The organism is Cellulophaga sp., from assembly GCF_039943695.1.
Lineage (GTDB): Bacteria > Bacteroidota > Bacteroidia > Flavobacteriales > Flavobacteriaceae > Cellulophaga.
Genome location: NZ_JBDVAA010000212.1, coordinates 22,428 through 48,674, shown reverse-complemented (window position 1 = coordinate 48,674; position 26,247 = coordinate 22,428). Strand labels below are relative to the sequence as shown.

At 32.1% G+C, this 26,247-nt stretch carries 17 protein-coding genes and 1 pseudogene; 8 read left to right on the top strand and 10 right to left on the bottom strand.

Annotated features, from left to right (window positions below; genetic code table 11):
- Positions 1-210: 210 nt before the first annotated feature.
- The 3 genes from ABJD66_RS15415 to thrA all read right to left on the bottom strand — a co-directional run bounded on the left by ABJD66_RS15415 (position 211) and on the right by thrA (position 5,736).
- Positions 211-2,205 carry a DUF349 domain-containing protein gene (locus ABJD66_RS15415; RefSeq protein WP_303543670.1) on the bottom strand — a complete coding sequence of 665 codons (1,995 nt, stop codon included), beginning with the start codon at positions 2,203-2,205 and terminating at the stop codon, positions 211-213.
- Between the two features lie 157 nt (positions 2,206-2,362).
- Complete coding sequence (locus tag ABJD66_RS15410) at positions 2,363-3,289, bottom strand: homoserine kinase (protein WP_303543672.1); 927 nt, start codon at positions 3,287-3,289, stop codon at positions 2,363-2,365.
- A gap of 2 nt (positions 3,290-3,291) precedes the next feature.
- Positions 3,292-5,736: a bifunctional aspartate kinase/homoserine dehydrogenase I gene (gene thrA / locus ABJD66_RS15405; protein ID WP_348133265.1), complete on the bottom strand. Its 2,445-nt coding sequence runs from the start codon at positions 5,734-5,736 to the stop codon at positions 3,292-3,294.
- 269 nt (positions 5,737-6,005) lie between these two features.
- Between thrA and ABJD66_RS15400 the strand changes: the two genes are divergently transcribed.
- The gene (locus ABJD66_RS15400) at positions 6,006-7,550 is read left to right on the top strand and encodes an NAD(P)H-hydrate dehydratase (protein ID WP_348133262.1); all 1,545 of its coding nucleotides are present in this window, start codon (positions 6,006-6,008) and stop codon (positions 7,548-7,550) included.
- Between the two features lie 28 nt (positions 7,551-7,578).
- Here ABJD66_RS15400 and ABJD66_RS15395 read toward each other — a convergent pair whose 3' ends face one another.
- Positions 7,579-8,001, bottom strand: coding sequence for an STAS/SEC14 domain-containing protein (locus tag ABJD66_RS15395; protein WP_198519447.1), 423 nt, complete (start codon positions 7,999-8,001; stop codon positions 7,579-7,581).
- A gap of 207 nt (positions 8,002-8,208) precedes the next feature.
- Positions 8,209-10,758, bottom strand: coding sequence for an ATP-dependent Clp protease ATP-binding subunit (locus ABJD66_RS15390; RefSeq protein WP_100896443.1), 2,550 nt, complete (start codon positions 10,756-10,758; stop codon positions 8,209-8,211).
- 257 nt (positions 10,759-11,015) lie between these two features.
- Here ABJD66_RS15390 and gyrA point away from each other — a divergent pair, with 257 nt between their 5' ends.
- Positions 11,016-13,571, top strand: coding sequence for a DNA gyrase subunit A (gene gyrA, locus ABJD66_RS15385; RefSeq protein WP_100896442.1), 2,556 nt, complete (start codon positions 11,016-11,018; stop codon positions 13,569-13,571).
- Between the two features lie 33 nt (positions 13,572-13,604).
- Positions 13,605-14,870, top strand: a complete 1,266-nt coding sequence (locus ABJD66_RS15380; protein ID WP_100896441.1) for a tetratricopeptide repeat protein — start codon at positions 13,605-13,607, stop codon at positions 14,868-14,870.
- A gap of 78 nt (positions 14,871-14,948) precedes the next feature.
- Here ABJD66_RS15380 and ABJD66_RS15375 read toward each other — a convergent pair whose 3' ends face one another.
- Both ABJD66_RS15375 and ABJD66_RS15370 read right to left on the bottom strand, forming a co-directional pair.
- On the bottom strand, positions 14,949-15,701 hold the full coding sequence (locus ABJD66_RS15375) for an NlpC/P60 family protein (protein ID WP_303543684.1): 753 nt from the start codon (positions 15,699-15,701) through the stop codon (positions 14,949-14,951).
- A gap of 23 nt (positions 15,702-15,724) precedes the next feature.
- Positions 15,725-16,900, bottom strand: a complete 1,176-nt coding sequence (locus tag ABJD66_RS15370; RefSeq protein ID WP_348133257.1) for an acetyl-CoA C-acyltransferase — start codon at positions 16,898-16,900, stop codon at positions 15,725-15,727.
- A 99-nt stretch (positions 16,901-16,999) separates the two neighbouring features.
- Here ABJD66_RS15370 and ABJD66_RS15365 point away from each other — a divergent pair, with 99 nt between their 5' ends.
- From ABJD66_RS15365 to ABJD66_RS15350, 4 genes are read left to right on the top strand one after another with little or no spacing between them, the layout of a single operon-like run.
- Complete coding sequence (locus ABJD66_RS15365) at positions 17,000-19,069, top strand: HDIG domain-containing metalloprotein (RefSeq protein WP_348133255.1); 2,070 nt, start codon at positions 17,000-17,002, stop codon at positions 19,067-19,069.
- Between the two features lie 47 nt (positions 19,070-19,116).
- On the top strand, positions 19,117-19,596 hold the full coding sequence (locus tag ABJD66_RS15360) for a biotin/lipoyl-containing protein (protein ID WP_348133252.1): 480 nt from the start codon (positions 19,117-19,119) through the stop codon (positions 19,594-19,596).
- Positions 19,597-19,598: 2 nt separating this feature from the next.
- On the top strand, positions 19,599-21,077 hold the full coding sequence (gene accC / locus ABJD66_RS15355) for an acetyl-CoA carboxylase biotin carboxylase subunit (protein WP_348133249.1): 1,479 nt from the start codon (positions 19,599-19,601) through the stop codon (positions 21,075-21,077).
- Between the two features lies 1 nt (position 21,078).
- A complete protein-coding gene (locus tag ABJD66_RS15350; RefSeq protein ID WP_348133246.1) occupies positions 21,079-22,626 on the top strand; it encodes an acyl-CoA carboxylase subunit beta in 1,548 nt (515 codons plus the stop codon).
- 70 nt (positions 22,627-22,696) lie between these two features.
- Here the strand turns inward: ABJD66_RS15350 and ABJD66_RS15345 are convergent, their stop codons facing one another.
- Complete coding sequence (locus tag ABJD66_RS15345) at positions 22,697-24,013, bottom strand: alpha-amylase family glycosyl hydrolase (RefSeq protein ID WP_348133243.1); 1,317 nt, start codon at positions 24,011-24,013, stop codon at positions 22,697-22,699.
- A gap of 31 nt (positions 24,014-24,044) precedes the next feature.
- Here ABJD66_RS15345 and ABJD66_RS15340 point away from each other — a divergent pair.
- Positions 24,045-24,890: pseudogene (locus ABJD66_RS15340) on the top strand (potassium transporter TrkG); the annotation flags it as partial.
- Here the strand turns inward: ABJD66_RS15340 and ABJD66_RS15335 are convergent.
- Both ABJD66_RS15335 and ABJD66_RS15330 read right to left on the bottom strand, forming a co-directional pair.
- Complete coding sequence (locus tag ABJD66_RS15335; protein ID WP_100895027.1) at positions 24,856-25,341, bottom strand: nuclear transport factor 2 family protein; 486 nt, start codon at positions 25,339-25,341, stop codon at positions 24,856-24,858. The pseudogene ABJD66_RS15340 and the gene ABJD66_RS15335 overlap by 35 nt on opposite strands.
- 11 nt (positions 25,342-25,352) lie before the next feature.
- Positions 25,353-26,201: a ChaN family lipoprotein gene (locus ABJD66_RS15330; protein ID WP_348133240.1), complete on the bottom strand. Its 849-nt coding sequence runs from the start codon at positions 26,199-26,201 to the stop codon at positions 25,353-25,355.
- Between the last annotated feature and the right edge of the window lie 46 nt (positions 26,202-26,247).

Genomic DNA, 26,247 nt, shown 5'->3' with positions numbered 1-26,247 from the left:
TTTATACCCTAAAATCAAAGATTACAAATTATAAACTGCTTTGTATGCGCTATACAAACAATACTTTATAGCATTGATTAGATTATACCAAACACAATAAAAGTCCTAGAAGCTAACTTCTAGGACTTTTGTTGTTTATATTTATGCGTGTAAACAAAAAAAGAGAGTAACATTATGTTACTCTCTTCTATAAAATTGTATTTATGTTATTTATTCTTCTTCTCCTGAAGTATCTTCCTCTTCTTTGTTAATACTGTTTTCCAATATGTTTAACTTCTTCAGCTTTGCTTTCCAGGTATTTAAAGAATCTTTTTGACTATTTATATTTTTAAGAACATTTTTTACTAAAGGATTGTCTTCTGAAGCGTTAGAAAAGAATTGTAAATTATTTTCTAATTGACGTATTTCATTTTTACTTTCATCAATTTTCCTTTTAATAAATAATCTTTCTTTGTAGATAGCGTTTTCATTATCGCTTGCAGATAATTTTTGAATTTTATCACCGTACTTAAGTAATTCAGATTCTTGTTTACTAATATCTAGCTTTCTGAAAATAGCATCTAAAATGGTATTAAACTTGTTATTAATGTTTTTCTTTTTGAAAGGTACGTGACCATACTTTTTCCATTCATTAATAAATTCTTTTATATCAGCAACGTCTTTAGATCTGTCTCCAGATAATTGAAATTCTTTAAGTTTGTTTAAACACGCTGTTTTGTGTTCAAGGTTTACAAGTTCTTCTTTGCTAGATTGATTTTTTAAAGCGTGTAATCTATCAAAATAATGATTACAAGCTCCTTTAAACTCGTTCCATATTTTATCTGAATACTTTCTAGGGACATGGCCAATAGTTTTCCATTCGCCTTGTATACGTTTCATTTCTTTAGTCGCAACATCCCAATCTTCACTATCTTTTGTGGCAAGAGCAATTTCTAATAATGCTCTTTTTTTATCTAAATTGTCTTGTTGTTCTTTCTTTAAATTCTTGTAGAAAGCATTTTTAGATTTATTAAATGTTTTAACGGCTTCCTTAAATGTTGCCCAAGTTTCCTCATTAAATTTCTGAGGTACTTTACCTGCTTTAAAAAATTCTTCTCTAAGAGCTTCAATTTCTTTAATTTGTTTTTGAAGTTCTTTGTGATTGCTAGAAGTATTTTCTGCAATGTCTTTGATCTTAGAAATTATATCATTCTTTTTCTCTAAGTTAACCTCGTAAACTTTGTCTAGATCTTTATAGTAATCTTGTCTTCTTTGATGTAAGACTTTAGTAGCGTTACTAAATTCTTCCCAAATTTGTTCTCTATGATCTTTCCCAACAGGACCAATATCTTCTTTCCAGATTTTATGTAATGTTTGTAGCTCTCTAAAAGCTTTGTTTAAGTCTGGTTCATTGGCTAATGCATTAGCACGAACAATAAGTTTAAGTTTTTCTTCTAAATTGTGTTTAAAATCTAAATCTCTTAACTCTCTGTTTAAGTGTAAAAAGTCGTAGAATATTTCAATGTGGTGGTGGTAAGTACGCCATACATTGTTATAGTCGGTCCTAGGAATAGGACCTGCGTTACGCCAATTTTCCTGTAGGTCTTTAAAGTTTTTGTAGGTAGTGTTTATATCTTCTTCAACATTTACTAACCCTTTTAGGTCTTCAATTATTTGAAGACGCTTTTCTAGATTAGTTTTTAAGTTGCTTTCTAAGTTTTTGTAATAAGCATCTTTTTTTTCTCTATAATCCGAATACACTTCATTAAACTGTCTTTTAGTTACGGAGTTGTATCTAAAATCAATTTCATTACCACCATTAGCTATAAATTCTTCTTTCTTGTGCTCAAGAAATTCTTGAAATTTTAAATCAAATTCATATTTGATACCATCAATATGTTTCTTAATGGCTTGTACTTTTTCATTCTTTACTAAGCGCTGTAGTTCTCCAACTAAGTTTTCCATACTCATAGCATGGTAATCTAATAGGGGAATTTCGTGTCTTTGTTGATTGTCATTATCCTCTGCATCTTCTGCATTGGTTTCTTCAATCTCATCTAAAATTTCTTTTTCATCTTTGTTTATTTCCTCAGATGTTTCTTTTTTAGCTGCACCTTCGCTTGTTATTTCAGTAGTTTTCTCTGAAACAGTATTAGCATCAGTAGTTTCTGAATTTTCTTCACCCCCTACATTGTTTTGTAGTTCTTCTTTGCTGTCTTCCAACATAATGTTTGTATTTGGATTTCTTTATACTTGTAATATACTAACAACCAAACAAACCACAAAACTTAATATGTTTTTTTAGATGTCTAAAAATCAATATAAAACAGGTCTTGAATGTTGTTGTTATTATAATTAATGTGTTGTTGTAAAAATTTAAATGCTATGCTATTTTTTTTACTCCAATGGTATTAATGTTAGAAACGTGAATATCATAGTCTATACCTACTTTATTATATACATTTTGCATTTCTTTTGCTACTTTTTCTGCAATTTCTTTTCCTTGGCTTAAAGCAAAGATTGAAGGTCCGGAACCAGAAATACCACAACCCAACGCACCAGCATTTAACGAAGCAGATTTAACATTGTCAAAAGCAGGTATAAGAATAGATCTTATAGGTTCTACTATGTGGTCTTCTAGAGATCTTCCTATTAGCTTATAATCTTCTGTGTAAAGACCAGCTATTAATCCGCCAACATTTCCCCATTGTTTTATTCCGTCTGCTAAAGAAATAGTTGTTTTTAGTATTTTTCTTGAGTCTGATGTTTTAATTTCTATTTGTGGGTGAATTACAGTAGCGTATAATTCTTTAGGTGTATTTATTTTTATAATATCTAAAGGATTATAGCTGCGGACTAAAGTAAAACCGCCATATATAGCAGGAGCAACATTATCTGCATGTTGCACTCCACTGGCTAATTCTTCACCTTTCATAGCAAATTGCACTAATTCTAAATTAGAAAAAGGTTCTCCTAATAACTTGTTCATAGCCCAAACGGCACCAGTAGAGCTGGCTGCACTACTTCCAATACCGCTGCCAGCTTTAATTTTTTTATAAATTTCTATTTCAAAACCACCACTGTAATTAGTAGCAGATAATAACGCTAAGCCAGCTACGCCAGCTACATTTTTATGTGTTTCTAAAGGTAAATCTTGACCTTCTATTTTGGTTATTGTAATGCCTTTTTTAGTTGTTTTTTTTACAACCATTTCATCGCCAACATTGTCTAGTGCAACTCCTAGAACGTCAAAACCACAAGAAATATTAGCAATAGTTGCAGGACAGAATACTCTGATTTCGTTTTTCATAATTAAAAATTTCCTATTCTTATTATATCAGCAAAAATTCCAGAAGCCGTAACATCTGCACCTGCACCAGCACCTTTAATAATCATAGGTTGGTTAGGGTATCTTTCAGTAAAAAATAAAACAATATTGTCACTTCCTTCTAAATTATAAAAATCGTGTCCTTTAGGAATATGTTGTAATCCAACACTAGCTTTACCGTCTTCAAATTGAGCTACATACTTTAATTTTGAGTCTTTTTCTGCCGCTGCTTTATACATGTCTTGAAAAGATGCTTCATATTTAATCAATGAAGCAAAAAAGTCATCATTATTAGTTGTGTTTAAACTTTCTTCAGGTAAAAACGGTGCATTTTTAATTTCTTCAATATCTAATTTATAACCACTTTCTCTAGCTAGAATTAAAATTTTACGAGCAACATCAATCCCACTTAAATCAATTTTAGGGTCGGGTTCTGTGTAGCCTTCTTCTTGTGCTTGTTTTACAACATCATGAAATGTAGTTTTATCATTAAAATTATTGAATACAAAATTTAAACTACCAGATAAAACAGCTTGTATTTTTAAAATTTTATCTCCTGAAGCAATTAAATGTTTTAGAGTATCTATAATTGGTAAGCCAGCACCAACATTAGTTTCAAATAAAAACGGAGCATTATATTTTTGCGCTAAATACTTTAATTTACTATAATTAGTATATTCAGATGAACAGGCAATTTTATTACATGTAACCACAGAAATACTATTGCTTAAATAGTCTGCATAAGTATTAGATACTGTTGCGCTAGCTGTATTATCTACAAATATGCTGTTTCTGTAATTTAGTTTATTTACTTTATCAAAAAAGGCTTCTTTATTTGCTTTTTCTCCACTAGTAAGCAATGTTTCCCAATTTTTTAGAGAGATACCTTCTTCGTCAAAAAACATAGTTCTTGAATTGGAAATACCAATAACTCTTATATTTAGTTTTAAATTTTCCTTTAAATATTTTTTTTGTTGTTTAACTTGATGCAATAGTTTAGAACCTACATTGCCTACTCCCATAATAAACAAATTTAATTGTTTTGTGTTTTCTTCAAAAAACTTTTCGTGAAGAGAGTTTAGGGCTTTTTTAACGTCATTTTTATCTATAACAGCAGAAATATTACGTTCTGATGATCCCTGAGCTATAACCCTAATGTTTACATTATTTTTTCCTAGCGTGCTAAACATTTTACCACTTAACCCTTGGTGATTTTTCATATGATCACCAACTAAAGCTATAATAGCAAGATTATTTTCTACTAATACTGGTTTTATTTTTTTTAATGAGATTTCATATTCAAATTCATTATTAATAGCTTCTTCTGCCAAATTAACGTCATTGGCATCAATTGCAACACAAATAGAGTGTTCTGATGATGCTTGAGTAATAAGTACAATGCTTATTTGTGCTATAGATAAAACTTCAAAAAAGCGCTTAGATATTCCAGGAATTCCTACCATACCTGGACCTTCTAAAGAAATAAGGCTTATATTTTCTATATGACTAATGCCGCGAACTGTTTTGCCATTTTGTTCCAGATTTTTTGTAATAGTAGTACCCTGAGATTCAGGATTAAATGTGTTTTTAATTGTAATAGGAATTCCTTTTGTGAGTACAGGTTGTATTGTAGGAGGATACAGTACTTTGGCACCAAAGTGAGAAAGCTCCATTGCTTCTTTATATGATATATTAACTATAGCTTTAGCTTGTTTTACAAGTTTTGGATTGGCAGTATACATACCGCTAACGTCTGTCCAAATCTCTAAATCATTTGCGTTAACAGCAGCTGCAATAATTGCAGCTGTATAATCTGATCCACCACGACCTAAAGTAGTAGAGTCTCCTTTTACTGAAGAAGCTATAAAACCACCCAATACCGTAATTTTAGCAGAATTATTATTAAAAAAATCTTCAATTAAATTATTTGTATCATCAAAATTATAAATAGCTGCTTTTCCGTAATTTGTATTTGTTTTTAAAAGATCTCTACTATCTTTATATACAGCATCTAAGTCTTGAGAAATAAAATATTCACTAATTATATAAGAAGATAGTAACTCGCCATAGCTAACAATTTTATCAGATAGTTTTGGTGTTATTTCTCCAATAAAAAATGCACCTTCTAATAAGGTTTCTAAAATGTTTAGCTCGTTTTTTACTTTACTTAAAACTCTACTTTGGTTAGTAACAGGCACTAGTTCTTTTATGGTAGAAAGGTGTCTATCTTCAATCTCTAAAAATACTTTTTTGTAGTCTTCTTGGTGTATTGAAGCTAATTCTGCAGCTTTTAATAATAGATCTGTTACGCCTCCAAATGCAGAAACAACTACAGCTGTCTTTTCAGTAGAATTTTTAACTATATTTTTAACTAACTCTATGTTATTGGCGTTGGCAACCGAAGTTCCGCCGAACTTTAATATTTTCATTGTAAAATAATTATAGATTTTTGTAAGTTGTATTGATAAAACAATACGTATAACGGACGTGTATTATATAGCAAATTACCCCAAAGGGGTAATTGTTGTGTTAGTAATAACACAAGTAAAAATTGTAGTAGAAAATGTAGTTACGTTGTCCAAAATGTTTGTTTAAGCTTTGCTTATTAACAAATCAAATGTAGTACTTTTGTCTTTTTAAACAAATGATTTCTAAAACTTTTACCATTTTAATAGTAAAAGCCTAATATTTTTATAGAATGAAGATTTTTACAGGAGAACAGATATACCAAGCTGATAAATTTACAATTAAAAAACAGCAAATTACTAGTGATGAGCTAATGGAGCGTGTTGCAGTACAAATATTTAACTGGTTGCACTTGCGTTTGCAAGGAGCACAACCTAAAATACATTTGTTTTGTGGTATAGGTAATAATGGAGGAGATGGTTTAGCTGTTGCAAGACATTTACAAGAGCACGGTTATAATATAGAAGTGTACATTGTAAATTATAATGAAAAAAGAACAGATGAGTTTTTAACAAACTTAAAACGTTTAAAGGATAGAAATGTTTGGCCTAACTTTTTGTCTGAAGAGACAGAATTACCACAAATAGGGAGAGAAGATATTGTTGTAGATGCTATTTTTGGTATTGGTTTAAATAGAACACCTGTGACTTGGGTAGCTAAGTTGATGACTCATATAAACAAAACAGAAGCTTTTATTTTAGCGGTAGATGTTCCATCGGGCTTATTTTTAAATAAAGTTGTAGAGGATCCTAATGCTATAATACAGGCAAATCATATACTTACTTTTCAGTCACCTAAATTAGCTTTCTTTTTACCGCAAACGGGTATTTATTGCAATCAGTGGGAAATAATAGATATAGGTATTGATGTAGAATATTTAACCGTTACAGAAACGGAGTACACACTAATTAGTAAAAATGAAGTTTTACAAAGTTATATCCCTAGAGAAAAATTTGGTCATAAAGGAACTTATGGTCATTCTTTAATAATTGGGGGTAGTTATGGTAAAATTGGAGCTACAATACTAGCTGCTAAAGGAGCTTTAAATGCTGGTAGCGGATTGGTATCTGCCTTTTTACCTAAGTGTGGTTATGTGCCTATGCAGAGTTCTATGCCAGAAATTATGGTGCATACAGCAGATAATGACACTATTGTTTCTGATTTTAATTTTGATTTAGAGCCAACAGTAATAGGCGTTGGTCCTGGTTTAGGAAAAGAAAAAGAAACTGTGACTGCTTTTGTAAGCTTTTTAAAGCAAAATAAATCACCTTTAGTTATAGATGCTGATGCTCTAAATATCTTATCAGAAAATAAAGAATTATTTAGTTTCTTACCAGAAGATAGTGTGTTAACACCGCATCCTAAAGAGTTAGAGCGTTTGGTTGGTAAGTGGGATAATGATTTTGATAAATTAGAAAAAGCTAAGTTGTTTTCTGTAGAACACAAATGTGTGCTTGTTATAAAAGGAGCTCATACTATAGTATTATATAAAGGTAAAGGATTTATAAATACATCAGGTAATCCAGGGATGGCAACTGCTGGTAGTGGTGATGTGTTAACAGGAGTAATAACTGGGTTAATTGCACAAGGATATCCGCAAGTGGTTGCTGCAATTTTTGGTGTTTATTTACACGGTAGTGCAGGGGACTTGGCTGTAGAGAGTTTGGGATATCAATCTCTAACAGCTTCTAATATTGCAAATTCTATAGGAGGGGCGTTTATAGAATTATTTAAAAGGCCAGAGGCTCCACAACAACAGGAACAGCAAAAAGCTTAAATATAGGTTAGAGTAGCGACACTAAAAGTTATTCTTTAGCTTTTGCTGTCGCTGCAGAACCTAACCTTCTTTTTACCCAAGTTAATGCGTTAGAGTATTCTATAAAAAACTTCATTGGTTTTTTGTAGAACATTTTTTCAATTTTAAAATTATGCATATCTATTTCTTTTACAGAAACAATTGCTAATGCTTTTAAATTTTCTAATCCTCTAACAAAGTTATAAACTGTAGGGTCTATTGCGTAAGAGTTTTTGCGTAAACTAATGTATCCAAAATCTCTGTCTCTAAAATGTATTTCTGAAATGCCTATAATTTGAAAAACTTTTTCTAATGTAATAGTAGTGCCTTCATCAAAAGAAGCTACCATATAATTATCATAGATGTATATTTTTCCAGACTCTAATTGATATTCTTTAACAATTACAGCCTTTCTGGTTTGCCCCATCTTCATATATGTATGTAATAAAATAGTGTTCGGGCGCTAAAATAATTTTATGTTAAGATAATTAGAAAAAAACTAGATAAAAGGTTAATATATCCTTTAACAGTTGCTAATATGAATAATGAATGGCAAAATCTTTAAGTTAAAAGTTTTTCGGTATAAAAAAAAGGGATCAATATGTATTGATCCCTTTTTTAATAAGTTACTTATAATTTTTTATGCTTCAGAAGCTTTACCCTCTTTTTCAATTTTAATTGTAAGTTCATTTTTGTCATCATCTAAATCCATAAAAATACTATCACCTTCTTCCAGTTTAGAATTTACTATTTCTTCAGCTAAAGCATCTTCAATGTACTTTTGAATAGCTCTTTTTAAAGGTCTTGCGCCATATTGTTTGTCAAATCCTTTATCTGCAATGTAGTCTTTAGCTTTTTCAGATAATGTTAAAATGTATCCTATATCTTTAATTCTAGTGTATAGTTTACTTAATTCTATGTCAATAATTTTGTGAATATCTGCTCTTTCTAAAGGATTAAAGACGATAACGTCATCAATTCTATTTAAAAATTCTGGAGCAAACGCTTTTTTAAGAGCGTTTTCTATAACACTTTTTTGGTGTTCATCTGCTTGTGCTTTTTTAGCAGACGTACCAAAACCAACACCTTGTCCAAAGTCTTTTAATTGACGTGCACCAATATTAGATGTCATAATAATGATAGTGTTTCTAAAATCAATTTTACGACCTAAGCTATCAGTTAAAAAACCATCATCTAATACTTGTAGCATCATGTTAAACACATCTGGATGCGCTTTTTCTACTTCGTCTAATAATACAACCGAGTAAGGTTTTCTACGTACTTTTTCAGTTAATTGTCCTCCTTCTTCATAGCCAACGTATCCTGGAGGTGCACCTACTAATCTAGAGATTGCAAATTTCTCCATATACTCACTCATATCAATACGTATAAGTGCATCTTCAGAATCAAACAACTCTTTAGCAAGTACTTTTGCTAATTGTGTTTTACCAACACCAGTTTGACCTAGAAATATAAACGAACCAATTGGCTTGTTAGGATCTTTAAGTCCGGCTCTGTTACGTTGTATTGCTTTAGATACTTTTGCAACTGCATCATCTTGGCCAATAACATTACTTTTAATAAGGTTAGGTAATTCAGCTAACTTATTAATTTCGGTTTGTGCAATTCTGTTTACAGGGATACCACTCATCATAGATACAACATCTGCAACATTTTCTTCTGTTACAGTTTCTCTATGTAATTTACTTTCTTCTTCCCATTTTTCTTGAGCAAGTGCTAAATCTTTTTCAATTCTTTTTTCGTCATCTCTTAACTTAGCAGCCTCTTCATAACGTTGTTTTTTAACAACAGTATTTTTAAGTTCCCTAACATCTTCTAATTGTTTTTCTAACTCAAGAATTTGTTTAGGTACATCCATATTTACAATGTGTACTCTAGATCCTGCTTCATCTAAAGCGTCAATAGCTTTGTCTGGTAAAAAACGATCTGTCATATAACGGTTCGTTAATTTTACGCAGGCTACTAAAGCTTCATCGGTATAATTAACATTGTGGTGTTCCTCATACTTGCCTTTAATATTTTGCAAAATTTCTATTGTTTCATCTACAGAAGTAGGTTCTACAATTACTTTTTGAAAACGACGTTCTAATGCACCATCTTTTTCTATATATTGTCTGTACTCATCTAAAGTTGTAGCACCAATACATTGAATTTCTCCACGAGCTAATGCAGGTTTAAACATATTGGATGCATCTAAGCTTCCGGTAGCACCACCAGCACCAACAATAGTGTGTATTTCATCAATAAAAAGAATAATATCATCATTCTTTTCTAGCTCATTCATAACAGCTTTCATACGCTCCTCAAACTGTCCACGGTATTTTGTTCCAGCAACTAAAGAAGCTAAGTCTAGTGTTACAACACGCTTGTTGTATAAAATTCTAGATACTTTTTTATTTATAATACGTAAAGCTAAGCCCTCTGCTATGGCACTTTTACCAACGCCAGGTTCACCAATTAAAAGCGGATTGTTCTTTTTACGACGAGATAAAATTTGCGATACACGCTCTATCTCTTTTTCTCTACCAACAACAGGGTCTAACTTGTTTTCTTCTGCCATTTTGGTTAAATCTCTACCAAAATTATCTAGAACAGGAGTTTTAGATTTTTTGTTAGATTTTGGGCCAGCGGTAGAGCCTCCAAAGCTTTCCTTTTCATCATTGTCACTATCAGAGTCACCAGGAAAAGATTCTGCTCTTGGTGTATCTATATAGTCTTCATCTTTAGTGATGATAGTTTTAAATTCGCTTTTAACATTATCATAATCTACTTTTAGCTTGTGTAAAAGTTTTGTTGTAGGGTCGTTTTCGTTTCTCAAAATACATAATAATAAGTGCGCAGTATTAATAGAAGAACTCTGAAAAAGTTTAGCTTCTAAAAATGTTGTTTTTAACGCGCGTTCTGCTTGCCTTGTTAAGTGCAAGTTTTTTTTATCTTTTTGCAAATTGTCAGAACTAGGGTTTGCTGGGCTTAGTATTTCCACCTTGCGTCGCAAATGATCTAAATCTACCTCTAATGCATCTAATATGTTAATTGCTTTTCCGTTTCCGTCTCTTAGTAACCCAAGCATTAAGTGCTCGGTACCAATAAAATCGTGTCCAAGTCTTAACGCCTCTTCCTTGCTATACGCAATTACATCCTTTACTCTAGGTGAAAAATTGTCATCCATAAATTAATCCTTAATCAATTATAAAAGTAATAAATCTATTTTTATATAAGGCAAATACTGTTCCTATATTCGTTAAAGTTTGATTATTTGTCGAAAAAAGCGGCTTGGACTATCATATTTTAAATAATTATTAACTATTTGCATATTAAAAAGTGTTAATAAATAATGTATTAAAGTGAGTAAATATTACTTTTCTCGTGATGTTTTTATGTATATTGGCATGAATTTTTAATCAAATTAGTATTTAAGATTTTAATATGGCAGAAGGGGAAAAAATTATTCCAATAAACATAGAAGACGAAATGAAATCTGCCTACATTGATTATTCAATGTCGGTTATAGTATCACGTGCCTTGCCAGATGTAAGAGATGGTTTAAAGCCAGTACATAGGAGGGTTTTATATGGTATGCATGAATTGGGTGTTCGTTCCAATAGCGCACATAAGAAATCTGCCCGTATTGTGGGTGAGGTTTTAGGTAAGTATCACCCACACGGAGATACTTCTGTTTATGATTCTATGGTACGTATGGCTCAAGAGTGGAGTTTACGTTATATGCTTGTAGATGGTCAAGGTAACTTTGGTTCTATAGATGGTGATAGCCCTGCAGCAATGCGTTATACAGAAGCACGTATGCGTAAAATTGCCGATGACATGTTGGCAGATATAGATAAGGATACAGTAGATCACCAGTTAAACTTTGACGATTCTTTAAAAGAACCGACAGTTTTACCTGCAAGAATTCCTAACTTATTAGTTAATGGAGCTTCTGGTATTGCAGTAGGTATGGCTACAAATATGCCACCACATAACTTGTCTGAAGTTGTAGATGGTACAATAGCATATATAGATAACAATGATATAGAGATTGATGAGTTAATAACACATATTAAGGCACCAGATTTTCCAACGGGTGGTATTATTTATGGTTATGACGGTGTTAGGGAGGCTTTTAAAACAGGTCGTGGTCGTGTAATGATGCGTGCAAAAGCTACTTTTGAAGAAGTTCAAGGTAGAGAGTGTATTGTAGTTACAGAGATACCATACCAGGTGAATAAGGCTGATATGATTAAGAAAACAGCCGATCTTGTTAACGATAAAAAAATAGAAGGTATTTCTACTATTAGAGATGAATCTGATAGAAACGGTATGCGTATTGTATACATTTTAAAAAGAGATGCTATACCTAATATTGTACTTAATACCTTATTTAAATATACAGCGTTACAAACATCTTTTAGTGTAAACAATATTGCACTTGTAAAAGGTAGACCGCAGTTACTTAATGTTAAAGAAATGATTCACTATTTTGTGGAACATAGGCATGAGGTTGTTGTACGTAGAACGCAGTACGAGCTTAAAAAAGCAGAAGACAGAGCTCATATCTTAGAAGGTTTAATTATTGCATCTGATAATATAGATGAAGTAATTGCTATAATTAGAGGCTCTTCTAATGCTGATGAAGCTAGAGAAAACTTAATAGAGAGGTTTAAACTTTCAGAAATACAAGCTAAAGCAATTGTAGAAATGCGTTTGCGTCAATTAACAGGTCTGGAACAAGACAAGTTAAGAGCAGAGTATGATGAAATAGTAAAAACTATAGCAGACTTAAAAGATATTCTTGCTAATGAAGAGCGTAGAATGCAAATTATTAAGGATGAGCTTACTGAAGTTAAAGAGAAATACGGAGACGAAAGAAGATCTGAAATTAATTTTGCAGGTGGCGATTTAAGTATTGAAGATATGATACCAGATGAGCAAGTGGTAATTACCATTTCTCATGCAGGTTATATTAAGCGTACACCATTAACAGAGTACAAAACACAAAATAGAGGTGGTGTAGGACAAAAAGCATCATCTACAAGAAACGAAGACTTTTTAGAACATTTATTTGTTGGTACAAATCACCAATATATGTTGTTCTTTACACAAAAAGGAAAATGTTTCTGGATGCGTGTTTACGAAATACCAGAAGGTAGTAAAACATCTAAAGGTAGAGCAATACAAAACCTAATTAATATAGAGCAAGATGATAAGGTAATGGCCTTTATATGTACACAAGATCTTAAAGATGAAGAGTACGTAAATAGTCACTACGTTATTATGGCAACTAAAAAAGGTACTGTTAAAAAGACATCTTTAGAACAGTATTCTAGACCTCGTTTAAACGGTATTAATGCTATAGGTATTAAAGACGGTGATGAGTTATTAGAAGCTAAATTAACAACAGGTACTAGTCAAATATTCTTAGGATTAAAATCTGGTAAAGCAATTAGGTTTGAGGAGAGCAAGACTAGACCAATGGGTAGAAATGCTTCTGGTGTTAGAGGTATTACACTTGCAGATGATAATGATGAAGTTGTAGGTATGATATCTGTACACAACTTTGATGATAATATTTTAGTAGTTTCTGAAAAAGGTTACGGAAAACGTTCTAGCTTAGAAGATTACAGAATTACAAACAGAGGGGGTAAAGGTGTTAAAACTATTAGTGTTACTGATAAAACAGGAGGACTTGTAGCTATTAAAAATGTTACCGATTCTGATGATTTAATGATTATTAATAAGTCTGGTATTGCAATACGTATGGGCGTAGAAGATTTACGTGTAATGGGTAGAGCAACACAAGGTGTTAGATTAATAAATATAAAAGGAAAAGATTCTATTGCAGCAGTTGCAAAAGTTATGAAAGACGAAGACGCTGTAGACGAAGAAGGTTTAGAAGGAGAAACTCCTGACGCTATAGAAGGTGATGCTTCTACAGAAGATGGCACGGCTCTTGATAATGATACAACGGAATCAACTGAAGAATAAATTTTTTACACTAATTATTTAATAGAAATTGAAATGAAAACTAAATTTTTAATATTAACGGCAGCAATGTCTTTTTCTGCAATGACTTTTGCACAAAAGAATGAAGTTAAGGCTGCTGATAAAGCATTAAAATCTGATAATGCAGCAGAAGCTAAAGCTGCTTTAGCAAAAGCAGAACCATTATTAGGATCTGCAGATGCAAAAACAAAAGCGTTATACTACCTAGTAAAAGGAAAAACATATTCTAAACTAGCTAAGGCTGGTGAGCAAGGTGCATTTAAAGAGTCTATTGCTGCTTTTAATGATTTAATTGCTTACGAAGAAGAAGTAGGTAAAAAGAAATACACAGTAGAAGCTAAACAGGCTATGACTGGTATGACTGGTGATATTGTTAATGCTGCAATTAAAGATAATAACGAGAAAAAGTTTGATGCTGGTGCAGATAAACTTTACTTAGCATATAACTTAAGTAAAAAAGATACAGTTTATTTATTTTATGCTGCTAACAGTGCTGTTAATGCACAAAATATGGAAAAAGCACTTAAGTACTATAATGAACTTAAAGACTTAAACTATGATGGTAGCGAAGTAAAATACTCTGCTGTAAACATTGCAACAGGAGAAAGAGAAGAAATGGCTAAGGCACAAAGAGATTTGATGGTGAAGTCTAAACAATACAAAGAGCCAAAAGAGGAGAAATCTCCATCTAGAAAAGCAGAAATTGTTAAAAACATAGCACTTATTTATACTCAATTAGGAGAAGATGAAAAAGCATTAGAAGCTTACAAAGAAGCAAGAGCCAATAATCCTGGTGATGTAAATTTAATTTTAAACGAGGCTAACTTACAGTATAAATTGGGTCATAAAGACCAGTTTAAAGTATTAATGGCAGAAGCTACTAGAGTAGACCCTAACAATCCAGATTTGTTTTACAATATTGGTGTTATTAATATGGAGCAAGATAATATTGCAGAAGCAAGATCTGCTTATGAAAAAGCAATTGAACTTAATCCAGCTTATGTTAATGCACAATTAAATTTATCTACTACGTATGTAAACGAAGGTAACGGATTAATTGATGCGATGAATGCACTAGGAAGTTCTAGAGCAGATATTGCTAAGTATGATGAGTTAAAAGCACAAAAAGACGGGTTGTTTAAAGAAGGAGCTCAAATTTTAGAAGATGCTTTAAAACAAACTCCAGGTAACCAAGCATTGTTATCACAGTTAAAGAATATTTATGGTGCATTAGGTGATACAGAAAACTTTATGCGTTTAAAGAAGTTGTTAGGAGAGTAATCTTTTAATATATAATAACTAAAAAAGCCTTCAGAAATGAAGGCTTTTTTTATGCGTGTAAAACAAGTTAAATTGTTATTAAATAATCTTTTTTATAACTCGTAACTGGTGAGTATAATTTTTTAATTCGGCATTAAAAATTCCGGTATGGTCTATACGGTCTATACGTACTTTTCCGTGACAATGAATAATATAATTGTCTTGCATAATAATACCCACGTGATCTATAATACCTTCCTTATTATCAAAAAATGCCAAGTCTCCAGGTTCACTTTCTTCAATAAAACTTAAAGGTTCTCCTTGTGTAGACTGTTCTTGTGCTGTACGTAATAATTTGTACCCACTTATTTTATAAACCATTTGTGTTAAACCAGCACTATCTGTACCAAACGGAGTTTTTCCGCCAGATAAATACGGACTGTTTAAGTACATTAATGCAGCATCTATAAGTTTTGCTTTAGCTTGTACACCCTGTATATAGTTACCATCATAAGAGTGGTCTAATATTGGAATTCCGTTTAAAACAGAACCTACTAAAATTGGCATTAAGTCATTACTACCTGCAGATATAAAAGCTATTAAGTCAGAGCTTAAAGCAACATCTGTAGTGGCTTCTAAAGCTGTATATTCATCTTCCTCTATAAGTACGTATTGGTTATTGCTAACCCAAGCTTCAATACCATCAAAAGCAATTCTTATTCTACTCCAAAATTTACGGTGTTCCAAAACCTTAAAATGGTCGCCATATAAAAGCTGTGCGACCATTTCTGAATTTTCTTCTGGGGTTAACCTTACTGGAACTATACTAAGATTACAAATACCGTATTGCATAAAAATTGTTCTATTCCGCTATATTACGCTTTTTCTAAAACAATTGCAGATGCACCACCACCGCCATTACAAATAGCAGCAGCTCCAATTTTTCCGTTATTTTGTTCTAATACACTTAGTAAAGTAATTACAATTCTGGCTCCAGAGCAACCAAGTGGGTGTCCTAAAGATACTGCGCCTCCATTTACATTTACATTAGTATCTGTTAAACCTAATATTTTCATATTTGCTAAACCAACAACAGAAAAAGCCTCGTTAAACTCAAAATAATCTACGTCTCCTATTTCTATACCTGCTTTTCCTAAAGCTTTTGGTAATGCTTTAGATGGTGCTGTTGTAAACCATTCTGGTTCGTGTGCAGCATCTGCATAACTTTTTATTTTAGCTAAAGGTGTTAGGTTTAATTCTTTTGCTTTATCTGCACTCATAAGTACAAGAGCAGCAGCACCGTCATTAATAGTAGATGCGTTAGCAGCAGTTACAGTACCTTCTTTTGTAAAAGCAGGTCTTAATGCTGGTATTTTTTCTAGTTTAACATTTTTAAATTCTTCGTCTTCAGAAACAATAACAGGCTCGCCTCTTCTTTGTGGTACTTCTACAGGTACTACTTCGTTAGCAAACTTACCTTGTTTCCATGCAGCTGCAGATCTCTTATAAGACTGTATTGCAAAATTATCTTGATCTTCTCTACTAAACTCATATTCTGTAGCACATGCATCTGCACAAACGCCCATAGCGTTTTGGTCATAAGCATCTACTAAACCATCTTTTTGTAATCCATCTACTAATGATGTTGGTCCAAATTTTTGTCCATTTCTTAAATGTACATAGTGTGGTACCATACTCATATTTTCCATACCACCAGCAACAACAATATCATTATCACCTAAAGCAATAGATTGTGCAGCTTGCATTATAGTTTTCATACCAGAAGCACAAACTTTATTTATTGTTGTGCAAGGAACTGTGTTTGGTATACCAGCATAAATAGCCGCTTGCCTAGCAGGAGCTTGCCCTACACCAGCTTGTACTACATTACCCATTAAAACTTCTTGAACCTGAGATGGCTCTAGTTTTATTTTATCTAAAGCGCCTTTTATAGCAATTGCACCTAATTTTGGTGCAGCAACACTAGATAATGATCCTAAAAAACTCCCAATTGGAGTTCTTGCCATAGAAACTATAACAACATCTTTCATAAATTCTAAATTTTTTGGTGTTGCAAAATTAATAAATTAATGCACATAGAACAGGGTTCTTTTGTCAAAACCATTTTTTAAGCGCATAATTTTCTATTTTTGGAAAAAGTTACTTTAACTACAAAAAATATCTTGGAGAAAATATATAAAAATCAATCGTTACTATACAAGTGCTTTCTTTATGTTGGCACTATCTTTTTAATTGTATTTTTCTTTCCAAAAGGAGGTAAGTTTAAGTATGAGTTTCAAAAAGGAAAACCTTGGCAGTACGAGAATTTATACGCACCGTTTGATTTTTCAATAAAGAAAGATGTATCTGAGATAGATAAGGAAAAGCAAACAGTTACAAATAATCATCTAGACTATTACAGCTACAATCAAGAGATAGTTTCATCTGTTTATAAAAACTACACGACTAATTTTGATGAGGTTTTTAAAAATTCTGATTTTAATTCCGAAGAAAAAAGATACTTAAAAACTGTTGGTAAAGAAATATTAGGTACACTTTATGCTAACGGAATTTTAAAAAAGAATAAAGTTACGTCTAAAGCCCAAAAGCTTTTTTTACTACGTAATAATGAAGCTAAAGAATTAAGCTTTAAAGATATTACAAGCATACAAAGTATAGATAAAATTATAACTTCTGTATTACGTAAAAAACAGTTAACAGGGTATAATACAAAGTTTAAACAATTGTTTTTTAATATTGTTAAACCTAATGTATTTTACAATGATAATATCTCTAAAAAATCTTTAAATGAAGAATTAGCTAAAATTTCTGTAACAAGAGGAACCGTAGACGAGGGTAAGCTAATTATTGTAAAAGGAGAAGTTGTAGAGGCAGAAAACTATAAAATATTAAACTCTTTAAAACAGGAGTTTGAGTCTGAACTTTGGACTGAAAATAATTATTACGTAATAGTATCTGGTTACACTATTTTGGTAGCATTAGTATTGCTTATGTTATTGCTTTTTTTAAAAAAATATAGAACATCTGTATTTAAAAATAACACCAAGGTAACCTTTATCTTTTTTAATATTTTATTAATGGTTTTTATAACTACTATGGTTATAAAGTATAATGAAGCCTATGTTTACGTAGTACCACTTTGTATTTTACCGTTAATATTAAAAACTTTTTTTGATGCCCGTTTGGGACTTTTTGTACACGTACTTACATTGCTTATTTTAGGCTTTGTAGTGCCTAATAGTTTTGAGTATATTTTTCTTCAGATAATGGCAGGTATTGTAACCATTTTAACAGTTTCTCAACTATATAAAAGAGCCAATTTATTTATTTCTGTTGGTCAAATTACGTTAATATATATTATAGGTTATTTTGCTTTTCATATTATACACGAGGGTAATTTAAATAATATGTACGCTATTACTTTTGGAGTATTTTTATTAAACGGAATGATTACACTTTTTGTGCAACCGCTTATTTACATTTATGAAAAAATATTTGGTTTGGTTTCTGATGTGTCTCTACTAGAACTATCAGATACCAACTCTAAGTTGCTTAAAGAACTGTCTAACAAAGCACCAGGTACATTTCATCATTCTTTACAAGTAGCAAATTTAGCTGAGGCTGCAGCACAAGAAATTGGAGCAAATGCAATGTTGGTTAGGGTAGGTGCTTTATACCACGACATTGGTAAAATGAAAAATCCTACCTATTTCACAGAGAATCAGGTAACTAATGTAAATCCGCATAATGAGCACACACCAATAGAAAGTGCAAAAATTATAATTAATCACGTTTTAGACGGAATAGAAATAGCACGTAAAAATAATTTGCCAGACCGTGTTATAGATTTTATTAGAGTACACCACGGAACATCTAAAGTGTATTATTTTTACAAAAAGCAATCTGAGATAGATGAAAATGTAAATGAGGACGATTTTAAATATCCTGGTCCATTACCTTTTTCTAAAGAAACTGCAATTTTAATGATGGCAGATGCTGTAGAAGCTGCATCTAAAAGTTTAAAAAATCCTACTTTTTTGATGATAGATGAGTTTGTAGATAAGATTATAGACGGACAAATGAGAGCCAACCAATACTCTAATGCAAACATTACCTTTAAAGAAATTGTAGAAATTAAAAAGGTCTTAAAGTTAAAGCTTACCAATATTTATCACCTTAGAATAGAATATCCGGAGTAATTAAAAGTTATTCTAACTAACCATTAAATTTTATAAACTATTATATTATGAAAACATACGTTGTTTCAGTAAATAATGAAGAAATAGCTTTAGATAGTAAGGATATTTCTGAGTTAGATATTGTTAAAAAATCAGAATCGGAATTCCATATTTTAGAAGATAATAAAAAGTATAGTGCTAAATTATTGCACGCAAATTATTTAGCAAAAGAGCTTACCGTAGAGGTAAACGGAAATACATATACTATTGCTATTGCAGATGAGTACGACCAAATGGTTAAACAAATGGGGTTACTAACATCTAACACTAAAAAAGAAAAGAATATTAATGCTCCTATGCCAGGGCTTATTTTAGATATTTTGGTTGCTGAAGGTCAAGAGATAAAAGAAGGAGAGCAAGTATTGGTATTATCTGCAATGAAAATGGAAAACATTATTACGGCACCTAGTGATGGCGTAGTAAAGTTAATAAATGTTGCTAAGGATGATGCGGTAGAAAAAGGACAATTATTAATAGAGATCGCATAAAAATGAAAAAAATTCTAGTTGCAAATAGAGGAGAAATTGCATTACGAGTAATGCGCTCTGCTAAAAAAATGGGAATAAAAACTGTTGCTGTCTTTTCTGATGTAGATAGGGAGACACCACACGTAAAGTTTGCAGATGAAGCGGTATGCTTGGGAGCAGCACCATCTTCTGAGTCTTACTTGGTTATGGAAAAAGTCTTAAAAGCTGCACAGGATACTGGGGCAGATGGTATACATCCAGGATATGGTTTTTTAAGTGAAAATGCTGAATTTGCTAAAAAAGTAGAAAAAGCAGGTATCACATTTATTGGTCCAAGGCCACACGCTATAGAAGTTATGGGAAATAAGTTAGCTGCAAAAGAAGCGGTTAAAGATTATAATATTCCTATGGTTCCTGGTATTGAAGAAGCTATTACAGATGTAGCTTTGGCTACCAAAATAGCAAAAGAAATAGGCTTTCCTATACTTATTAAAGCTGCTGCTGGTGGTGGTGGTAAAGGTATGCGAGTTGTAGAAAATATAGAAGAGTTACCAGAGCAAATGAAACGTGCCATTAGTGAAGCTGTTGCTGCCTTTGGAGACGGATCTGTTTTTATTGAAAAATATGTGGCTTCTCCACGACATATAGAAATTCAGGTTTTAGCAGATAATCACGGTAATGTGGTTCATTTATTTGAGCGCGAATGTAGCATACAACGTAGGCATCAAAAAGTTGTGGAAGAAGCGCCTTCTGTTGTACTTACCCCAGAAATTAGAGAAGCTATGGGAGATGCTGCTATAAAAGTGGCAAAAGCCTGTGACTATGTTGGTGTGGGTACAGTAGAATTTTTATTAGATGCTGATAAAAATTTCTATTTTTTAGAAATGAATACACGTTTACAAGTAGAGCATCCTGTTACAGAACTAATTACAGGTGTAGACTTGGTAGAGCAACAAATTAAAGTTGCTAGAAATGAGACATTACAAATCACGCAAAATAATTTAAAAATAAAAGGTCATGCTGTAGAAGTTAGGGTTTATGCAGAAGATCCCTTGGATAACTTTATGCCTAGTATTGGTACGTTATCAACCTACAAAAGACCAAAAGGTAAAGGCATACGTTTAGATGATGGTTTTGAAGAAGGTATGGAAATACCTATTTATTATGATCCTATGTTGTCTAAATTAATAACCTACGGAGATACCAGAGAAGAAGCAATACAATTAATGCTTACTGCTATTGAAGATTATAAAATTGAAGGAGCATCTACAACACTGTCTTTTGGAAAGTTTGTTTGTGAGCATCCTGCATTTTTATCTGGAGATTTTGATACACATTTTGTTAAAAAATACTATTCTGCAGATAAGTTAATAGCAGCTCGTTTACCAGAACATAAAGTGGCAGCCTTATTTGGCGTACACTTATTTAACGAGTATACTAAAATAGTAAAAACACCAGAACAAGAAACTTCCAATTGGAGAACTAACAGAAATACAAAGTAAAATGGGAGAGCAAAGCAAAGAAAATATATTAAAGTCTAAAATAGATTTAGCTAAATTAGGCGGTGGTAAAGCACGTATAGAAAAACAGCACGCTAAAGGTAAATTAACTGCTCGTGAGCGTATTCATTTTTTGTTAGATGAAGGTTCTTTTGAAGAAATGGGAATTTTAGTAACTCATAGGACGTCTGACTTTGGAATGGATAAACAACAGTTTTATGGTGATGGTGTTGTAACTGGTTACGGAACAATAAACGGAAGACAAGTTTGTGTTTTTGCACAAGATTTTACTGTTTTTGGAGGTGCATTATCTGAAACCCACGCAGAAAAAATATGTAAAATTATGGATATGGCTATGAAAATTGGCGTACCTGTAATTGGATTAAATGATAGTGGAGGAGCAAGAATACAAGAAGGTGTACGTTCTTTAGGTGGTTATGCAGATATTTTTCATAAAAACGTGATGTCTTCTGGTGTTATACCTCAGATTTCTGCAATTATGGGACCCTGTGCAGGTGGTGCTGTATACTCGCCAGCTATGACAGATTTTACCTTAATGGTAGAAAACTCTAGTTATATGTTTGTAACTGGTCCTAATGTTGTAAAAACGGTTACTAATGAAGAGGTAACCTCAGAGGAATTAGGAGGTGCAAAAACACACGCTACAAAATCTGGAGTAACACATGTTACTGCAGCCAATGACATAGAATGTATTAATCAAATTAAAGAAATGATTAGCTATATGCCTCAAAATTGTGAGGATAAACCAGCTAAATTACCTTATACTTTGGGTGATGAAATTAGAGAGGAATTAGGAACTATGGTTCCGGAAAACGCAAATCAGCCTTATGATATGCGTACTGTTATAAACGGAATTATTGATGAAGATTCGTTTTTTGAAATACATAAAGATTACGCAGATAATTTAGTTGTTGGTTTTGCTCGTTTAGCGGGTAGGAGTATTGGTATTGTTGCCAACCAACCAATGAGTTTAGCAGGAGTTTTAGATGTAGAAAGTTCTAAGAAAGGAGCTCGTTTTACACGTTTTTGTGACTGTTTTAATATTCCGCTACTTGTATTGGTAGATGTACCAGGTTTTTTACCAGGAACAGATCAAGAATGGAATGGTATTATTACAAACGGAGCCAAATTGTTATATGCTTTAAGTGAAGCTACAGTGCCAAAAGTAACCGTAATTACACGTAAAGCTTATGGTGGTGCTTATGATGTTATGAACTCTAAACACATTGGTGCAGATATGAACTATGCTTGGCCTGGAGCAGAAATAGCAGTAATGGGAGCTAAGGGAGCTAGTGAAATTATTTTTAGAAAAGAAATACAAGCGGCAGAAGATTCTGCAGCCAAATTAGCAGAAAAAGAACAAGAGTATGCAGATGCATTTGCTAATCCGTACAGTGCTGCTCAAAGAGGTTTTATAGATGAGGTTATTTTGCCAAAAGATACCCGTAAAAAACTTATAAAAGCTATGGCAATGTTAGAGGATAAAGTTGTAAATGTGCCTAAGCGTAAACACGGTAATATTCCGTTATAGGATATATTTTTAAAAAGTAAAAGCGCCAATTTTAATATAAAATTGGCGCTTTTTTTATGAGTATTTTTTTCTACTGTTTAACAGTTAAAATATGGTACTCCCAAGGAGCTAATTTTAAAGCTGTGTTTTCTTCAATAGCAAAAGTGTTGTTAGAGATGTAGTCTGTAAATTCACCATTTAAACTAATAGTTGCTTCTTTTATGGTATCACTTAAATTAGCAATAAAATAAACAGTTTCACCATCTTTATCTCTTTTAAATGCTAGTATAGCTTCGTTATTAGATGTGTTAACTCTTGTGTAATTAGCAGCTTTTTTACCTCCGTTTAAAGCTGAATTTGTATTTTTTAATTCGCCTAGTTTTTCTAATAAAGTAAAATATTTTCCTTTAGTTTTAGGAATTGTATCTTTTTCAAAAAAGCGTAATCTATGTTCCATATCATACTCTTGACCAGAATAAATTAGTGGCATACCAGGCATAACATAGGTTAGTGCTGTAAATACTTCTTTGTTATTAGGCATTCTTTCTAATAAAGTACCGTTCCAAGAGTTTTCATCGTGGTTGGTAACAAAGTTCATATTAATATCATCTGCTTCTAAAATAGTATCTAGTTTAACCATATAAGCATCAAACTTAGAAACAGAAGCTTCTCCTTTAGCTATTTCATTAAAAATATGGTGAACTTCCCAACCATATTGCATATCAAAACCATTTTGTAGTAAGTCTGGCTGTTCTGCTTCTGCTAACATAAAAATTGACTTTACTGTTTTCATTTCTTTTATAGCAGTATTAAAAAAATCAACAGGGACTTTGTGTGCAACATCCATTCGGTAGCCATCAATGTCTGCTTTTTCTACCCAAAATTTCATATCACTAATCATTTCCTTACGCATTTCTTTATTATCGTAATTTAAATCAGCAACATCTGTCCATCCCCAAGATTCTCCTGTTTCTGGGTTTATAGGATCTATAATTTCTCCTTGCTCGTTTTGAGTATAATATTCTGGATGATCTTTAATCCAAGGATGATCCCAACCTGTATGGTTTGGTACCCAATCTACAATAACTAAAATACCATTATCGTGTGCAGTAGTTACCATATTTTTAAAGTCATCAAACGTACCAAATTCTGGATTTATTGCTTTATAGTCTGATACAGAGTAGTAGCTTCCCAAGTATTTTTTGCGTTCTTCTTCATTTTCAATTTCACTTGTAAATTTTTCTCCAGTAGCTTTACGCTTTATTTTAGAAATAGGATTAATTGGCATTACCCAAATAACTTTAACGCCTAATTTTTTTAGTACAGGAATATCCTTAGAAAAAGCATTGAAAGTCCCTTTTGGAGAGTATTGACGAATGTTTGCTTCATAAATAACTCCATCTTCCATAACTTGTGTTACGGAAATTGGTTCTTTTTCTGCAACATTGTCTACAGGAGGTTTTTCTACTAAAAATGCAAGTTTAGCGTATTGGAATAACGATCCTTTGATACAATATATAGTTATTTTATTTATGTTTTTGGCGGGTAGTAACTTTGTGTTGAGTTACTTTGCTTTTAAGGGTAAAATACAAAAAATGTTAAAAGATGAAGAGTTTAAATTTTATACTGGCTTTGTAGTGTTTTTTACCTTAATAGCAGCCTTAACAGTATATTTAAAAGCAGATGTTCCTGTTTCAGATTATCACCCTATGGTATTAGGAGAAGCAGAAAGTGCTTTTAGACATACACTCTTTCAAATTATATCTGTAATAACTACAACAGGTTTTGTTACTGCAGACTTTACAAGCTGGACACCTTTTTTAACTGTTTTCTTTTTTGGATTAATGTTTTTAGGTGGTTGTGCTGGTTCTACATCTGGTGGTATAAAAGTAATGCGTCATTTACTTATTATTAAAAACGGATTATTAGAGTTTAAACGTACGTTACACGTTAACGCAATTATACCGGTACGTTATAATAATAAGATGGTGCCAGAAAAGATTGTCTACAATATTATAGCTTTTTTGGTTTTATATATGCTGCTATTTATACTAGGTGCTTTAGTGCTTAGTTTTCTTGGGTTAGATTTTGTTACTGCTATTGGTGGTGCAGCAACTTCTTTAGGTAATGTAGGTCCGGGTCTTGGTAGTCTAAATCCGTTAGCTAATTTTGATGGTTTACCTGCTTTAGGTAAATGGTGGACAGCCTTTTTGATGTTAGCAGGTAGGTTGGAGCTATTTACGGTACTTATTATTTTAACTCCGTATTTTTGGAAGAAGATATAAATGTGTCTAACAAGTTGTTTGTTTTAGTTTGAATTTTAGATTTAAAAAAAGAAGACCAACCTAATAAATATCCGCTTATACCTAATGCTTGTTTAGACCAGTTCCATAAATTAAATGTGTCTACGTGTTCAATTATTTTTCCGTCTAAAAAGGTAAAATTAGCTGTAATGTTATTTGTAACTTTTCTTTTTTTTGAACCGTAAGTGTACACGGCTTTCCAATGCACACTTCCTTTGTTTTTATTAGTTGTAATAGAGTTAAATGTTATTTGAGTTCCTCCGTTGCTTCTGCTTAATAACATTTGCCACATTGCTTTTGCTCTATTGCCTTGTAATGTTCCAAAGGCAGGATCTGTAAATGTAATATCATCGTGATAGCAACTAAGCATACCCTTAATATCTGCATTAGAAAAGGAGGTGTAAAATTTCTGAATTAACTCTTTGTTTGTCATTTTTAATGAGTTTAGTATGTGGTTGTCATATCATCATCAACACAAATAATATAATCAGCAACATTTAAGTGCTCTTCTTTTAGCTTGGTAATATCTTCTTGATTTACAGTGCTAATAGTTACGTAGTTTAAATTACCGTTTTTGTTTTTTAAATACCATAAAATACCTTCGTAATTATTAGAGTGGTATGCACCATTGTAATGTATAAAGGTGGTATTGGGTTTGTAATTTTTTAAAATAAAATGAGCCATTGTAGCGTCTTTTATTGCTTGTGCCATAACTAGCTCTGGAGTACCATGATCTCCCATCATTTTTAAAATATTTTTATAAGTGGGTAATTCGCTATCAAAAATAATAGGTAAAGGTGCTATCCAGCTTTTTTCTAGTGTAGATAAAGAATCTAAACCAGAAAAGCCCTTCTTGTAGACCAAGTTGGCATATCGTCTTGGAATGTTGGTTGCAATAAAAGGTAGTTTGTTCTCTTTTGCGTAATTTACCAGAGGAGCATAGTCTGTTTTGTAATTAGGCCATAACCTAGCAACAGTGTCTAATGCTTTTGCGTCTATAATATTATTTAGGTAATTGTTTACTTGTGTTTGGTTGTCTGCCTCTAGCATTTCTGCGCCTAATACAATTGTTTTGCTTTTATGTATGTCTTTAGTAACCTCAAGTTCTAACCAGTGAGCAATGGCGTTATTGTGTAATTCTCCAAACAGAACAATATCTTTTTGACTTAGGTCTTTTAGCATTTTCTTGTAACCTACTTTTTTACCTTTAGCATTATAAATTACATATGCTGGTTTTTGGCTATAAATTGATAAGGAAAAAAGTAAGGCTATTGCAATTTGAAATATTTTCACAGTTGTAATTTTTTTTGAATTTTACTAAAATAAACATTATTAGTAG

What these genes read in the sequence shown, in the direction of transcription:
- ABJD66_RS15415 (WP_303543670.1), bottom strand. Translation starts at nt 2,205, where the DNA reads ATGTTGGAAGACAGCAAAGAAGAACTACAAAACAATGTAGGGGGTGAA.
- ABJD66_RS15410 (WP_303543672.1), bottom strand. Translation starts at nt 3,289, where the DNA reads ATGAAAAACGAAATCAGAGTATTCTGTCCTGCAACTATTGCTAATATT.
- thrA (WP_348133265.1), bottom strand. Translation starts at nt 5,736, where the DNA reads ATGAAAATATTAAAGTTCGGCGGAACTTCGGTTGCCAACGCCAATAAC.
- ABJD66_RS15400 (WP_348133262.1), top strand. Translation starts at nt 6,006, where the DNA reads ATGAAGATTTTTACAGGAGAACAGATATACCAAGCTGATAAATTTACA.
- ABJD66_RS15395 (WP_198519447.1), bottom strand. Translation starts at nt 8,001, where the DNA reads ATGAAGATGGGGCAAACCAGAAAGGCTGTAATTGTTAAAGAATATCAA.
- ABJD66_RS15390 (WP_100896443.1), bottom strand. Translation starts at nt 10,758, where the DNA reads ATGGATGACAATTTTTCACCTAGAGTAAAGGATGTAATTGCGTATAGC.
- gyrA (WP_100896442.1), top strand. Translation starts at nt 11,016, where the DNA reads ATGGCAGAAGGGGAAAAAATTATTCCAATAAACATAGAAGACGAAATG.
- ABJD66_RS15380 (WP_100896441.1), top strand. Translation starts at nt 13,605, where the DNA reads ATGAAAACTAAATTTTTAATATTAACGGCAGCAATGTCTTTTTCTGCA.
- ABJD66_RS15375 (WP_303543684.1), bottom strand. Translation starts at nt 15,701, where the DNA reads ATGCAATACGGTATTTGTAATCTTAGTATAGTTCCAGTAAGGTTAACC.
- ABJD66_RS15370 (WP_348133257.1), bottom strand. Translation starts at nt 16,900, where the DNA reads ATGAAAGATGTTGTTATAGTTTCTATGGCAAGAACTCCAATTGGGAGT.
- ABJD66_RS15360 (WP_348133252.1), top strand. Translation starts at nt 19,117, where the DNA reads ATGAAAACATACGTTGTTTCAGTAAATAATGAAGAAATAGCTTTAGAT.
- accC (WP_348133249.1), top strand. Translation starts at nt 19,599, where the DNA reads ATGAAAAAAATTCTAGTTGCAAATAGAGGAGAAATTGCATTACGAGTA.
- ABJD66_RS15350 (WP_348133246.1), top strand. Translation starts at nt 21,079, where the DNA reads ATGGGAGAGCAAAGCAAAGAAAATATATTAAAGTCTAAAATAGATTTA.
- ABJD66_RS15345 (WP_348133243.1), bottom strand. Translation starts at nt 24,013, where the DNA reads ATGGAAGATGGAGTTATTTATGAAGCAAACATTCGTCAATACTCTCCA.
- ABJD66_RS15335 (WP_100895027.1), bottom strand. Translation starts at nt 25,341, where the DNA reads ATGACAAACAAAGAGTTAATTCAGAAATTTTACACCTCCTTTTCTAAT.